The sequence below is a fragment of the Paraburkholderia phosphatilytica genome, from assembly GCF_003443895.1.
GTDB classification, from domain to species: Bacteria; Pseudomonadota; Gammaproteobacteria; order Burkholderiales; family Burkholderiaceae; genus Paraburkholderia; species Paraburkholderia phosphatilytica.
The window spans coordinates 1-13,844 of the sequence record NZ_QQOA01000040.1; the positions used below are offsets into that span (position 1 = coordinate 1).

Here is a 13,844-nt window from a genome sequence, read left to right on the forward strand (position 1 = left end):
GGCGCGGCCGTGGCGGCCGGCGCGCTGGCGCCCGACGCCGGTGCCGCCGCAGCCGCGGCGCCAGCATTGCCGGTAGCCGCACCGGCGGCGCCTGCCGCGCCCGCCGCACCTGCGGCCGGCGCACCGGTATCGACGTCATCGTACTTCGGCAGCGCCTGATCTTCATCCGACGACGCTGCCGCCTTGCCGTCCGACAGCAGATAACGGCGGCGCTGCAGATACGCGTTACGCACGAACGAGTATTTGTCCAGCGCGGCACCGGCCAGAATATCGCCCGCGCCGAGCAGATTCGCCCGCGTGTTGATGATGTTCAGCGCATACAGCCCCCAGCTCACGCTGTCCGGCTGCACGTAGGTGAGCGGATTGACGTAGTAGTTGCCGACCGAGCCGACCGCGTCGCGCACCGTGCTCGGGCCGAACAGCGGCAGCACCAGGTACGGCCCCGCCGGCACGCCATAGTGCCCGAGCGTCAGGCCCAGATCCTGGTTGTGCTTCGGCAGCCGCGCCTGGGTCGCGACGTCGAACAGGCCGCCCACGCCGAACACCGTGTTGATCGCAACCCGCATCACGTCTTCGACACCATCGGTGATCTTCAGCTGCAGGAAGTTGTTCGCCGCCGTGTAGACGTCGCCGATGTTCGAGAAGAAGTTGGTCACGCTGTCACGCACCGGCTGCGGCGTGATCTTCACATAGCCTTGCGCGACGGGCTTCAGCGCGTACTGGTCGACCTTGTCGTTGAACGTGAAGACGGTGCGGTTGAAGCCTTCGAACGGATCGTCCTTCGAAGGCGTCTGCACCGTCGCGCAGCCGGCGAGCATGCCCACCGCCAGCGTGACCGCGAGCGTTCCGGCACGGACGCGCAGGGTTTTCATTGTTGTTCTCCTCATTGGCTCGCCGCGCCGGGCGCAGCCGGTGTGGGCGACACCGGCGCCGGACCTGCGGGCGCGGGAGACGGCACGGCGCTGCCGCCCGCCGCCGGCTTCGCGGCGCCAGAATCCGCCGCCTTGCTGTACAGGAACTGACCGATCAGATTCTCGAGCACGATCGCCGACTGCGTCATCGCAATGGTATCGCCGGCCTTCAGCATCTCGGTGTCGCCGCCGGGCTCGAGCCCGATGTACTGCTCGCCGAGCAGGCCCGACGTCAGGATCTTCGCCGACGTGTCCTTCGGAAACTGGTACTGCTTGTCCAGATCGATCGTGACGACCGCCTGGTACGCGTTGCTGTCGAAGCCGATCGATGCCACGCGGCCCACCGTCACGCCCGCGCTCTTCACTGGCGCGCGCACCTTGAGCCCGCCGATGTTGTCGAACTTGAGCTTGACCGGGTACGTGGCCTGGAACGACAACGAGCTCATGTTGCCGGCCTTCAGCGCGAGGAACAGCAGCGCGATGAAACCCAGCACCACGAACAGGCCGACCCAGAAGTCGAGAGCAGTCTTTTTCATTGCCTTCCCAAGAGAATTCGTTGCGGCGGCCGCGCATCCGTGGGGCGCGGCAAAGGCCTGCGCCAGGACGCGGCGTGGCCGCCCTAGCTGAACATCAATGCGGTCAACAGGAAATCGAGGCCGAGCACGGCAAGCGACGCGTAGACGACGGTCTTCGTCGTCGCGCGGGAAACGCCTTCGGGCGTGGGCTTCGCCTCGTAACCCTGGAACAGCGCGACGAACGTCACCGCGAACCCGAATACGATACTCTTCACGACGCCGTTGCCCACGTCGCGCCACACATCCACGCCGCCCTGCATCTGCGACCAGAACGCGCCCGCATCCACGCCGATCAGCAGCACGCCGACCACATATCCGCCGAACACGCCCACCGCGCTGAAGATCGCCGCAAGGACCGGCATCGCGATGATGCCCGCCCACATGCGCGGCGCCACCACGACCCGCACCGGGTCCACCGCCATCATTTCCATCGCGGTGAGTTGCTCGCCCGCCTTCATCAGCCCGATTTCCGCCGTAAGCGAGGTGCCCGCGCGGCCCGCGAACAGCAGCGCGGTGACCACCGGCCCGAGTTCGCGCACGAGCGACAGCGCGACCAGCAGCCCCAGCGCCTGCTCGGAACCGTAGCGGTTCAGCGTGTAATAGCCCTGCAGTCCCAGCACGAAGCCGACGAACAGGCCGGACACCGCGATGATCACCAGCGAATAATTACCGACGAAGTGGATCTGCTTCGTGACGAGACGCGGCCGGCGCAGCAGCGGGAAAAATTCGAGGACGAGCCGAACGAAGAGGCGCGTCGCATAGCCGGCCGTGCTCAGGCCACCAAGTACCGAACGTCCGATGGCGCTGATCATGCGCGACCTCCGCCGCCGATGCCAAAGTCCGCGTCGAGCGGGACGTTGGTCGGATAGTGGAACTTGAACGGACCGTCCGGCGCGCCGTCGATGAACTGCCGCACGACCGGGTCCTGCGACGCGCGCAGCTGGTCGGGCGTGCCTTCCGCGTGCACCCCGCCGTTGGCGAGGAAGTACACGTAGTCGGCGATCGCGAACGACTCCGGCACGTCGTGCGTGACGAGGATCGAAGTCGCGCCGAGCGCGCGGTTCAGCGTACGGATCAGGTTCGCGGTAATGCCGAGCGAGATCGGGTCGAGGCCCGCGAACGGCTCGTCGTACATCATCAGTTCAGGGTCCAGCGCGATCGCACGGGCGAGCGCGACGCGGCGCGCCATGCCGCCCGAAATCTCGGAAGGCGCGAGGTCGCGCGCGCCGCGCAGGCCGACGGCGTTGAGCTTCATCAGCACGAGGTCGCGGATCAGGTCTTCGGGCAGATCGGTGTGCTCGCGCAGCGCAAAGGCGACATTCTCGAACACGGACATGTCGGTAAACAGCGCGCCGAACTGGAACAGCATGCCCATCCGGCGGCGCAGCGCGTACAGACCGTCACGCGTCTGCGCGCCGACGTCTTCGCCGCCGAACAGCACCTGGCCGCGCAGCGCGCGGTTCAGCCCGCCGATGAGGCGCAGCACCGTCGTCTTGCCGCAGCCCGAGCCGCCCATGACCGCCACGACCTGACCGCGCTGGAAGCGCATGTTCAGGCCGGATAGAACGAGCCGGTCGCCGTAGCCGAAATCGACATCGCGAAGCTCGAGCAGGGTCTCGGAGGAGGAAGGCACCAAGCTGACAGTCCTTTTACACAGAAGGCCGGATTATAGGGCCATCGTGGAAATGCTGCCGTGACAGACCTATCGGTTACCGGGCGAACCGTTCGGATTATTGCAGAAAGGTTCGCTGCAGCGCAGAAATGGCCGCAGCGGGTTCCTGTGCCTGCGTTACAGCGCTGACGACCGCGGCCGAGCCGACGCCCGTCGCCACCACCGATTGAAGGCGGTCCGCGCTGATGCCGCCGATCGCGACGAGCGGCACGACGCCATCGAGCAGCCGCACGTAGCGCTCGAGTCGCGCGAGCCCTTGCGGTGCGGTTTCGACGACCTTGGTGGCGGTAGCAAAAACGGCGCCGAAGGCAAGATAGCTGGGCCGGAAATGCAGCGCCACGAGCATCTCGTAGTATCCGTGCGTCGACAGTCCGAGTCTTACGCCGGACGTGGCGAGCGCTTCCAGATCGAGGCCCGGCAGCTGCAGGTCTTCCTGCCCGAGATGCACGCCGTACGCGCCGGCTTCGAGCGCCGCCTGCCAGTGGTCGTTGATGAAAAGTTGAGAATCGTGCCGCCGACCGGCCGCAACGGCGCGCGCAATTTCAGCCGCCAGCTGGGGTGCGGTCAGATTTTTCGCGCGCAATTGCACCGTTTTCACGCCGCAATCGAGCACTTTCTCGACCCACGCCGCGTCAGGCAGCACCGGATACAGCCCGAGCTTCGCGGGGCAACTCGCGAACGGCACCGACGGCGCGTTCGCGAGACCCATCACACGCGGGAAGCGCGCGAGATCGACCGGCCAGGCATCGTGCGCCAACGCTTCGTCGCCGTCGCGCCATGCGAGCGCCAGTACCAGCGCATCGTGCGGATCGAAGCCGCAATCGAGGAACGCGGCCAGCGCCGCGGTCCAGTCGTCGGCGAGATGGCCTTCCAGACGGTAGACGTTGCCGGCAAGCCGCAGGCTCGCGCGGCCGTCCGCCGCCTCGATCACGCCCGCGCCGCGCGACAGCCAGCGCGCGACGTGCTCGCCATGATGCGACGCGTCGGCCACCACGATCAGGTCGCCGCCGTTCGGCTCGTCGGGCGCGGTCAGGCAGATGCGCCACGCCACGTGCGACGGCGGCCAGTCACCGAGCCGCGCGCGGATCCGCTCCGCGGCTTCAGTCAGCTCGTCGGCGGGCGGCCAGAACAGCTCGCGACCGGATAGCGGCAACGCCGTGGTCACACCGTGCTCCCGTCGTGGTGCCAGAACGGCATGCCGACCACCGGCGTGCTCGCTTCCGCGCTCTCGCGCTCGGCCATCGGACCGGCGAGCCAGCCGCTGCGCCCCGCTTCGACTGCCATCGCGAATGCGCGGGCCATCGCGTCCGGATGCGTGGCCTGCGACACCGCGGTGTTCAGCAGCACGCCGTCGAAGCCCCACTCCATCACCTGGCACGCGTGCGACGGCACGCCGAGCCCGGCATCGACGATCAGCGGCACATCGGGCAGCCGCTCGCGCAGCACCTTGAGGCCATACGGATTGATCACGCCCTTGCCCGTGCCGATCGGCGCGCCCCAGGGCATCAGCGCCTCGCAGCCGGCGTCGAGCAGGCGCCGGCCGATCACCAGGTCTTCCGTGCAGTACGGCAGCACCTTGAAGCCGTCCTTGACGAGTTGCGCGGCCGCTTCGATCAGGCCGACGGGATCGGGCTGCAGCGTGTAGTCGTCGCCGATCAGCTCGAGCTTCACCCAGTCGGTCTCGAAGATCTCGCGGGCCATGTGTGCGGTGTTGACCGCTTCGCTGACGGTCTGGCAGCCGGCCGTGTTCGGCAGCAACGGCACCGCGTGGCGCTTGAGCAGATCGAAGAAGCCGGCTTCGGCGCCGCCCGCGTTCATCTGCCGGCGCAACGCGACCGTCACCATGCCGGGTCGCGCCGCGGCGATCGAATCCGACAGCGACTGCAGCGACGGATAGCGCGACGTGCCAAGCAGCACGCGGCTCTGGAACGTCTCGCCGTAGAGCGTGAGGCTGTCGGCGGATTGGGTGGAATTCATCTCGGAGTCCTTGCTGTGTACCAATCGACGTCGTCGGGTTCGGCTAGATCAAGCGACGTTCTAGCCGCCCGCGACCGGGTGCACGACGTCGAGCCGGTCGCCCGTCTGCAACGCGCGCGACGCATGCTGCGTGCGCGCGACGAAGTTGCCGTTCAGCGCGACCGCAAACGGCGGACGCGCGCCGAACGCGGACAGCGCGTCGGCGACGGTCGCCCCGTCGGGCAGCGAGAGCGGCTTCTGGTTGATGTGAATGTCCATAGTCGAATCGGATGCGTAGTGCGATGGGCAGGCTTCACGCAACCGCGTGGCCCGCCTCCAGGTGAAACAGTTCGTGCCAGCGCGCGTTGCGTTGCCAGTCGGCGAATGCATCGGCGTCGGCGATGCGGCGGTCGAGGAGCGCGGCCGCAAAGCGCGCCGCTTCGTCGGCCACTTCGGGCGCGATCATGTAGCCGTGCCGGTACAGGCCGTTGACGCGCAGGGTCTGCGCGCCGTCCCAGACGAGCGCCGGACGGTGGTCCGGAAGCGTCGGCCGGCACTGCGAATTCAGTTCGAGGATGCGTGCTTCGCCGAAACCGGGGTGCACCGAGAACGCCGCGCTCAGCAGCTCCAGCGCCGAGCGCACGCTGACGGGCGACATGTCCTCGCCTTCGATTTCGGTCGCGCCGATCACGTACAGGTCGTCCTCTTTCGGCGCGATATAGAGCGGATAGCGCGGATGCAGCAATCGCACCGGGCGCGCAAGCCCGATGCCCGGCGCGCGTACCCGCGCAACTTCGCCGCGAATGCCGCGCAGCGTCGGCAAGGCCGGTTTCGCGCCGAGCCCACGGCAGTCGATCACGACGCGTGCGTGGGGGAATGCGTCGTCCGTGACCGTGGTATTCCAGTGGCATTCGACGCCGCGTTCCACGAGCCCCGCGGCCAGCGCGCCCAGCACCTGGCGGTTGTCGAGCTGCCCTTCGCGCGGCAGCAGCCAGCCTTGCGCAAAACGCCCCGCCAGCGCCGGCTCGGCCGCGCCGAGCGCCTTGCCGGACAGCGTAACGAAGCCGCCGTCGAGCAGCTCGGCCGGCGCGTTCGCGCGCACCCGGCGCTCGAACAGCGGCGCCTCGGTGCGATCCGCGTGATGCCAGACCACGAGCGTGCCGTTGCGCTGGAAGAACACCGGCTCGGGCAGTTCCGCGAGAATCCGCGGCCATGTTTCGAGCGACGCCGCGCCGAGGGCCGTGATCAACTGCTCGGCCACCGACGCCTCGGCGAGCGGCGCGAGCATCGCGGCTGCAATCCACGCGGCGGCCTGTGTGCCAAGCGCATCGCCGCGCTCGTACAGCGCAACGCGATGCCCGTCGCCGGCGAGCCGCCACGCGACGAGACGCCCGCACAGACCGCCACCGACGATCGCGAAGTCAGGCTGAGCGCGCGTAGTCATCGCGCACCTGCCGACGGGCGAAGGTGACGGGCGGTACAACGGGTCGGGCAAACAACTGAAGATTGATCGGTCATCGAATCCTGTCCGTACGGCAGCGTGGCACGTACCCAAGGACGAAACCGGCGGGCGAAGCCGGCCGGGCTAGTGGAATGGGCCGCAAATGCTTGCGGATTCCGCCCGGCGGAAAGGGAAAATTCCGGAAACTTCCCGCGCCGGTATTACCCGGATCGGGTGCGAAGGGACTCTCTCAGCCTCGCCGCGTCTTGTGGCCACGCGCAAAGCACCCCTGTTTCGTCGAAGGTCATTAGACCATAAAAGGCGAGTTAGCCGCAAACGCAGGGCGTCGGCGGCACTTTGCCCTTTGTCGGGCGCTTTGCCCTTTGTCGGGCGCTTTGCCCTTTGTCGGGCGCCTCCCCCTCTGTCATATCCGACGTTGGCAGACGACCGTATCTGACGTCACGATGGCAGCCACCTGGCGCGCCAGCCGTTTGCTGCCGGTAGCCGCCGATGGTCTGGCACAATGCCGTGAAACAGCTGACCGGTATCCGTACCGTCAGGACCGCGCGGTCAAGGCCCCTCGGTTAAGACCCCGCGGTTAAGACCCATTTAAGCGGCCCGCCAGACAATGGCGCGGCCATGCCCAATGCGCTTGCCGGCGGCATCGCCGCAGGAACGCGCCGGGCGCATCATGCAACCCGCCGTGAGCCGGCACATCATCAGGAAGCTCATGACCAAACTCACTTCTCTCAGCACGCCGTCGCAGGACGATCCGGTGTCCGCGTGGAGCCTGATCAAGCCGTACTGGGTGTCCGAAGAGCGCAAGACGGCGTGGGCGCTGCTGGGCGCGATCATCGCGATGAATCTGGCCGTGGTGTGGATCAACGTCCGCATGAACCGCTGGAGCGCCGACTTCTACAACTCGCTGCAGGAAAAGAACACGCACGACTTCCCGCACCTGCTGATGATTTTCACGGTGCTCGCGTTCGCGTTCATCATCCTCGCCGTGTACGGGCGATATCTGCGGCAGATGCTCGGGTTCCGCTGGCGCCAGTGGCTCACCAACCGCTATCTGAACGACTGGCTCGGCCACGGCTCCTTTTATCGGATCGAACGCGACCGCCTCGCCGACAACCCCGACCAGCGTATCTGCGACGACCTGCAGTCGTTCGCAACCACCACCCTCGCGCTGAGCCTCGATCTGCTGTCCACGGTCGTCACGCTCGCGTCGTTCATCACGATCCTGTGGGCGCTCGCCGGACCGCTGACCGTCGCGCTCGGCGGCATGCCGGTCACGATTCCGGGCTACATGGTGTGGGCCGCCGCCTTGTATGCGGTGTTCGGTTCGTTCGTCATCCAGAAGGTCGGCCATCCGCTCGTGCCGATCAACTACCAGCAGCAGCGCGTCGAGGCCGATTTCCGTTTCGGCCTGATCCGCGTGCGCGAGAACGCCGAACAGATCGCGTTCTACGACGGCATGGCCACCGAAAACGCGACCGCGCACTCGCTGTTCCAGCGCATCCGCGACAACTGGTGGCAGGTGATGAAGTACACGAAGCGCCTCACGTTCGTGCTCAGCTTCTATGGCCAGATCGCGATCATTTTCCCGCTCGTCGTCGCGTCGCCGCGCTACTTCGCGGGCGCGTTCAGCTTCGGCGTGCTGATGCAGATCTCCTCCGCGTTCGGCACCGTCAGCGATTCGTTCTCGTGGTTCATCAACAGTTACGGCACGCTGGTGGAATGGCGCGCTACCGTCAATCGTCTCCGCGAATTCAAGCGGGTCGTGAATGCGCCACGTCTGAAGGAATCGGTGTCGCCCGCTACCGAGCACGGCGGCATCAAGCTGCACTTCGTCGACAACCCGAACCTCAGCACCGACGGCCTGCGCCTCGCGCTGCCCAACGGCCAGCCGCTTTCGGATATCCGCGACGTCATGGTGCTGCCGGGTTCGCGCTGGCTCGTGCGCGGTCCGTCGGGCTCGGGCAAGAGCACGCTGATGCGCGCGCTCGCGGGGCTGTGGCCGTTCGGCGACGGTTCGATCGATGCGCCCGTCGACGCGAACATGATGTTCATTCCGCAGCAGAGCTATCTGCCGATCGGCACGCTGAAAGCCGCGCTGACCTATCCCGCACCCGCCGCCAATTTCACCGACGACGAATGCCGCGACGCGATGCGCGCGGTGCGCCTCGAGGACTACGCAGACCGTCTCGAAGAAACGGGACACTGGTCGCGCATTCTGTCGCCGGGCGAACAGCAACGCCTCGCCGGCGCGCGCGTGCTGCTGCACAAGCCCGACTATCTGTTCCTCGACGAAGCGACAAGCGCGCTCGACCACGACAACGAAGCGCGTCTGTATCGCCTCTTCATCGAACGGCTGCCGAAGGCGGCGATCGTCAGCGTCGCGCACCGCGAGTCGCTTGCCGCATTCCACGACGAAACGATCGAAGTGGAACGCGCAGCGGAGGCCGCCGCCGCATGAGCACGCCTGCGTCCGCTCCGCTTCAGCGCGTCGTGCTGATCACCGGCGCGGGCTCCGGCATCGGCGCGGCGCTCGCGCGGCGCGTCGCGGCACCCAACGTCGCACTGGCGTTGCATGCGCGAGGCGCGGACACGGCATCGCGCGAGCGGCTCGAAGCCGTCGCCACGCAATGCGCTTCGCAAGGCGCGGTGACCACGACGCTGTACGCCGATCTCGCGGAACCCGGCGCCGCCGATCATCTGGTCCATCACACGCTCGCGCATTTCGGCGCGCTCGATCAGCTCGTCGCGAACGCGGGCCACGCGCAACGTCAGACACTCGCTTCGCTCGATGCGAACTCGCTCGCGGCGTCGTTCGCATCGATGCCGGGCGCGTTCGCCGCGCTGCTGAAGCGCGCGATGCCGGCGCTCGCCACTTCGCAGCGCGGTCGCGTGGTCGCGGTGAGCTCGTTCGTCGCGCATCGCTATCGCGCGGATGCGCCGTTCGCGGCGACGGCGGCGGCCAAGGCCGCGCTCGAATCGCTCGCGAAAACCGCAGCCGCGGAACTTGCGCCGCAAGGCGTGACGGTCAATTGCGTCGCGCCTGGATACACCCGCAAGGACCACGGGCCCTCCGCCGAGAATGCGCCGGTCTGGACGCGCGCCGCGGAAGTCACGCCACTCGGCCGGATCGCGGAACCCGCGGATATCGCCGAGCTGATCGCCTTTTTGCTCTCTGATGCCGCGCGTCATGTGACGGGTCAGGTGATCCACATCGACGGCGGTCTGACGCTCGGCTAAGCGCTTCAGTCGCGCAAGCGCGCATCGAAGCGCTTCGACACGAGGCAAGCAAACACGCGATTGCGACTGCAATCGCGTTCAGGAAAGAAACCGAAACACGAAGCAAGGTTTCGGAAGCACTCCGCGACGACCCCACATGTTCGCGGCATCGCTCCTCCCGCTTTGCAGAGACCATGGCAGTGTGCCCGCGAACCGACGCGGCGCGCGATAGCACTCGCTCAACACGTCATCGGACTCTGCGTGCATGTCACTGATCCGTTTTCCCCTTCGCACTGCGACGATCGCGCTCGCGGCCGCCGGCGCACTCGCGCTGAACGGTTGCGCGTGGACGCTGATCTCCGCAGCTGCGGCCACCGGGTCGGTGGTGCAGGCAGGCTTCACGGTCGCATCGCAACACTCGTCGCCGACCTATCTCAACGGCAGTCCAGCGGATATCCGCAACGTCTGCATCGAGATGAACCAGAACGTCACGATCGGCGACTTCCTGCCCGCGCTGCAGATGGCGTTGTCGCGCCGCGGCGTGACGTCGGTCGTCTACAACCCCGGCGCGTCGCCGCCGGGCTGCGAAGCGCAGCTGCTGTACAACGCCGCGGTGGACTACGGGCGCCCTGAATTCAGCGACGAGTCGCGGCAATTTCTTTCCGCTGTAGATCTCACACTCTTACAGCATGGGCAGATCGTCGTCACCGCACGTTACGAAACACAAGGACTCGCAATCGACAAGTTCGCGAGCGTGTCGAGCAAGCTCAACGGCCTGATCCCGCACCTGGTGGTCGATCAGCACGATCTGAACGCGCATTCGATCCAGGTCAGCGGTACCAACTAAACACGCCGGGAAAGCTCGTGGAATCCTCACCAATCGTGCAGAACGAAAGAAAGCGAAAGAAAAAATCCCTTCCACCGTGGCGTGGTGATCTCTTACGATTTCCAGCATGAGTCAACATATCCTGCTCGTCGACGACGATCCCGTAGTGCGGGACGTCACGCGCGAATACCTTCAGGCCCGCGGCTATGCCGTGTCGGTCCTGCACTCCGGTCTCGCCCTGCAGCGCCGTCTGCAGATGGAGCGGCCGGCGCTCGTGGTGCTCGACATCATGATGCCGGACCTCGACGGCATCAGCGCGCTGCGCACGCTGCGCGCGAGTGGCGACGACATCCCCGTGATCCTGCTGACGGCACGCAACGATGTGATCGACCGCGTGATCGGCCTCGAGCTCGGCGCGGATGATTATCTCGGCAAGCCGTTCGATCCGGGCGAGCTCGTCGCGCGTATCCGCACCGTGCTGCGCCGTCGCGGCGCGGTCGTGCCGGGCGCGCCGGAGAATCGCGCGCCGTACAAGTTCGGTCCGTTCGAAGTGAATTTCCCGTCGCGCGAACTGCGTCGCGACGACGAACGCATTCCGCTGCGTTCCAGCGAATTCGCGATCCTCAAGCTGTTCGTCAACAACGCGATGACGATCCTCACGCGCGCGCAGATCATCGAAAAGCTGTACGGGCATGGCGGCGCGTATCGCAACCGCAGTCTCGACGTGTCGATCTGGCGTCTGCGCCGGCTGATCGAAACGGATCCGTCCGAGCCGCGCTACGTGCAGACCGTCTGGGGACACGGCTATGTGTTCGTGCCCGACGGCGAGATCGGCTTTGCGGAGAAGTGCGCGGAGATGGCGGAGAACACAGGCCGCTGAAGCATCCGGCGCGTCGCGCCGGTTTCGCTTTCACTATGGAAGTAGTACTGAATAATGGCGCCGCGCGATGTGCGGCGCCATTTTTGTTGGCTCAGAACGTCAGCACGCTCATGAACATGCGCTGCAGCCAGCCCATCGTCGTCGAATCGGCCAGCATGCCGTAGCCGGCCTGCTCGATGCGCGCATTCGCGACCTTGCTCGATTCGACGTAATTGCCCGCGCCGATATCCTTCGGATTCACGATGCCCGACAGGCGCAGACGCGTACGGTTACCGCTCGTCGCGATCAGCTTTTCGCCGGACACGACGAGGTTGCCAGTGGCCAGCGTGCTGATGACGGTCACCGCCAGCGTGCCGTTCATGCCCGACGAATTCGTCAGACTGCCCTTGCCGTCGAAGCTGGTCGACGCCGAGCCGATGTTGAACAGCTTCGCGAGTTTCGCGGCGGCTGCGGTGGATGAATCCGCCGCGGTCGCGCTGATCGAGCTTTCGCGGCTCGCCTTCGCTTCCGTGGTGTCGTTGTCGTTGTACGACTCCGACAACACGATCGTCAGCACGTCGCCGATATGCTGCGCGCGCGGCGTTTCGTACAGCGCCAGCGCCGAACCGGCCTGATAGATCGAGCCCTGCGTGTTCACGTTCATCGACGCGGCGGTCAACGGCGGCATCATCGGCGTATCGACGATCGAGTTCCTCATGGCGCTGCTCATGCACCCGGACAGCGACAAGCCGACACAGGCGATCGAAGCCGCGGTGACGCACGTCATCGCGGTTCTGGGAAGGGATGGTGGGATGCGCATCGTCGCACTCCTCAATAAAACGATGTTACGAAATCTGACTCTAAAAAACCGGCTTCAGCCGGCGTCGGCGAGATTGTCCTGCCAGCTGCGCTCGACTGACTTGACCCGCGTGTCCGGATCCTTCAGCAGATAGGTCAGCGTGCCGCTGTGGCTGCCCGGCAGCATGCACAGCGTGATCGAGCTGACCGCGTTCTGCCACATGTAAGTGGGCACCGATGCCGTGGTCGACATATGCGGTACACCATAGCGGGCGCGCAGTGCGCCACGCAGGTCGTCGGCGGTCATGCCATCGACGACGAACGAAATCTCATACAGCCTCAGCGGACCGCCGTCCGCCGTGCGCGCGAAGCGCAGCACGTGGTCTTCGGCCGGCACACCGTCTACGACCGCCCGCGAAACATGCCAGCGGTTCGCGCCTTCGTCGGAGCGATGCGCCCAGCGGCACGACACGATCAGGCTGTCGCTGCTCTTCAACTGCATGCCGAGCTGACCGGCATTGACGTCGGTCTCGCACACGAGCTCGCTATCGGTCGGCGTCGCGCGCGTCATGCTGCTCGCGCGCGCCTCGTCGAGCGTGATGCCGAGCGAAATGCCGCGGAACGCGAACGGCGTCGTGCGGGCGCGCGCGTGCTCGTCCGTGGGAGCGGATACACGCTTCACGGCAGGCGAAGCGCTACGCACAGGCGCGGCGCGATCCACATGGCTCGTGCGTGCAGCCTCTGGGTTGCCGGTATCGTCGGCGAACGCGACCGGGGTCGACGCGCTCCATGCGGCACAGACCAGGGCGCTGGCGAGGAGGACTCGTTTCATCGTGCAATCGAGTGCTTCAGTGAATGATCGAACAGATGGCGCCGCTCAGTCGATCGCGCTTGCGCAGGCATCGAACGGCGCGGCAGCCGCGCCGCCTACACCGGGCACGATCTTCAGCGTCGCCGACGTCAGCCGGCACGGCAACGCGGCGAGGCCGCAGCCGTCAAGCGCGAGCATCGACGCGCCGAGCGCGCACCACGCGGCGAGCCGCGCGGTACGCGCAGCGACGCGCCGTGCCACGCGAACCGTCGCGTGGCGACGCAGGCGGCTCGCGACGGCCATCGCCATCCCCATGCTGTTACGCATTGGCGTCACGCGGTCGTATTGATGCGGTTGCCGATCAGGCCGGACGGCTGCGGCGCGACAGTCTCGGGCGCGGCGCTCGGCGTCTCGGGCTCGTTCGTGCTGCCGGCAGACGGCGACGGCCGGCTCGTCGGACGCGACACCGCGCTCGGGCCAAAATGCGGCGTGCTGCCGCCAATGGGACTGGTCATGACAAGAACCTCACAGATGAATGGAAATCAGGAAGCCCATGCAATCTAAAGTCGATGTCGACGTGGACGAAGGCATGGCAACGTGCTGCGAGGAAATCATCGCGTGAGGGGCACGGCAACGAAGGGTGAAGCAGCATGCGCTTTTCGCCAGCGCTTACGCTACATTGCACAACCGCACAAAATCTTTCACGCAACGAGGAGTACGCGTGAAATGACAGCCAGGTGACAGGCTGTAGAGCGGGC

Annotated in this window: 17 protein-coding genes and 1 riboswitch; of the genes, 4 read left to right on the forward strand and 13 right to left on the reverse strand. The window is 66.4% G+C overall.

The window, feature by feature from the left end; genetic code table 11:
- From DVS29_RS29580 to DVS29_RS38200, 9 genes are all read right to left on the reverse strand, one after another.
- Positions 1-872 (reverse strand): MlaA family lipoprotein (locus DVS29_RS29580; RefSeq protein WP_164708018.1); only part of this gene is annotated, 872 nt, incomplete at its 3' end.
- Between the two features lie 11 nt (positions 873-883).
- On the reverse strand, positions 884-1,447 hold the full coding sequence (gene mlaD / locus DVS29_RS29585; protein WP_118184093.1) for an outer membrane lipid asymmetry maintenance protein MlaD: 564 nt from the start codon (positions 1,445-1,447) through the stop codon (positions 884-886).
- An 83-nt stretch (positions 1,448-1,530) separates the two neighbouring features.
- Positions 1,531-2,298, reverse strand: a complete 768-nt coding sequence (mlaE, locus tag DVS29_RS29590) for a lipid asymmetry maintenance ABC transporter permease subunit MlaE (RefSeq protein ID WP_118184094.1) — start codon at positions 2,296-2,298, stop codon at positions 1,531-1,533.
- Positions 2,295-3,119: an ABC transporter ATP-binding protein gene (locus tag DVS29_RS29595; protein WP_118184148.1), complete on the reverse strand. Its 825-nt coding sequence runs from the start codon at positions 3,117-3,119 to the stop codon at positions 2,295-2,297. Before DVS29_RS29595 ends, mlaE begins: the two co-directional genes overlap by 4 nt.
- A gap of 97 nt (positions 3,120-3,216) precedes the next feature.
- The gene (thiE, locus tag DVS29_RS29600) at positions 3,217-4,323 is read right to left on the reverse strand and encodes a thiamine phosphate synthase (RefSeq protein ID WP_118184095.1); all 1,107 of its coding nucleotides are present in this window, start codon (positions 4,321-4,323) and stop codon (positions 3,217-3,219) included.
- The gene (locus DVS29_RS29605) at positions 4,320-5,135 is read right to left on the reverse strand and encodes a thiazole synthase (RefSeq protein ID WP_118184096.1); all 816 of its coding nucleotides are present in this window, start codon (positions 5,133-5,135) and stop codon (positions 4,320-4,322) included. The genes thiE and DVS29_RS29605 overlap by 4 nt, the downstream gene beginning before the upstream one ends.
- A gap of 60 nt (positions 5,136-5,195) precedes the next feature.
- Positions 5,196-5,393, reverse strand: coding sequence for a sulfur carrier protein ThiS (gene thiS, locus DVS29_RS29610; protein WP_118184097.1), 198 nt, complete (start codon positions 5,391-5,393; stop codon positions 5,196-5,198).
- A gap of 34 nt (positions 5,394-5,427) precedes the next feature.
- Positions 5,428-6,558: an FAD-dependent oxidoreductase gene (locus DVS29_RS29615; RefSeq protein ID WP_118184098.1), complete on the reverse strand. Its 1,131-nt coding sequence runs from the start codon at positions 6,556-6,558 to the stop codon at positions 5,428-5,430.
- Positions 6,559-6,745: 187 nt separating this feature from the next.
- Positions 6,746-6,856: riboswitch (TPP riboswitch) on the reverse strand.
- A 308-nt stretch (positions 6,857-7,164) separates the two neighbouring features.
- Entirely contained in the window at positions 7,165-7,287 is a 123-nt protein-coding gene (locus tag DVS29_RS38200; protein WP_276314350.1) for a hypothetical protein, read from the reverse strand.
- Between DVS29_RS38200 and DVS29_RS29620 the strand changes: the two genes are divergently transcribed.
- The 4 genes from DVS29_RS29620 (at position 7,286) to DVS29_RS29635 (ending at position 11,498) form a co-directional block, all read left to right on the forward strand.
- On the forward strand, positions 7,286-9,034 hold the full coding sequence (locus DVS29_RS29620; RefSeq protein WP_118184149.1) for an ABC transporter ATP-binding protein/permease: 1,749 nt from the start codon (positions 7,286-7,288) through the stop codon (positions 9,032-9,034). The genes DVS29_RS38200 and DVS29_RS29620 overlap by 2 nt on opposite strands.
- Complete coding sequence (locus DVS29_RS29625) at positions 9,031-9,813, forward strand: SDR family NAD(P)-dependent oxidoreductase (RefSeq protein WP_118184099.1); 783 nt, start codon at positions 9,031-9,033, stop codon at positions 9,811-9,813. Before DVS29_RS29620 ends, DVS29_RS29625 begins: the two co-directional genes overlap by 4 nt.
- 244 nt (positions 9,814-10,057) lie before the next feature.
- On the forward strand, positions 10,058-10,639 hold the full coding sequence (locus tag DVS29_RS29630; RefSeq protein WP_118184100.1) for a hypothetical protein: 582 nt from the start codon (positions 10,058-10,060) through the stop codon (positions 10,637-10,639).
- Between the two features lie 106 nt (positions 10,640-10,745).
- Positions 10,746-11,498, forward strand: a complete 753-nt coding sequence (locus DVS29_RS29635) for a response regulator (RefSeq protein ID WP_118184101.1) — start codon at positions 10,746-10,748, stop codon at positions 11,496-11,498.
- 91 nt (positions 11,499-11,589) lie between these two features.
- Here DVS29_RS29635 and DVS29_RS29640 read toward each other — a convergent pair whose 3' ends face one another.
- The 4 genes from DVS29_RS29640 to DVS29_RS29655 form a co-directional block, all read right to left on the reverse strand.
- The gene (locus DVS29_RS29640; RefSeq protein WP_420816177.1) at positions 11,590-12,207 is read right to left on the reverse strand and encodes a flagellar basal body L-ring protein FlgH; all 618 of its coding nucleotides are present in this window, start codon (positions 12,205-12,207) and stop codon (positions 11,590-11,592) included.
- A 144-nt stretch (positions 12,208-12,351) separates the two neighbouring features.
- On the reverse strand, positions 12,352-13,107 hold the full coding sequence (locus DVS29_RS29645) for a hypothetical protein (RefSeq protein WP_118184103.1): 756 nt from the start codon (positions 13,105-13,107) through the stop codon (positions 12,352-12,354).
- 45 nt (positions 13,108-13,152) lie between these two features.
- A complete protein-coding gene (locus tag DVS29_RS29650; protein ID WP_240655845.1) occupies positions 13,153-13,413 on the reverse strand; it encodes a DUF6726 family protein in 261 nt (86 codons plus the stop codon).
- Between the two features lie 5 nt (positions 13,414-13,418).
- A complete protein-coding gene (locus DVS29_RS29655; protein ID WP_118184104.1) occupies positions 13,419-13,601 on the reverse strand; it encodes a hypothetical protein in 183 nt (60 codons plus the stop codon).
- Positions 13,602-13,844: the final 243 nt, after the last annotated feature.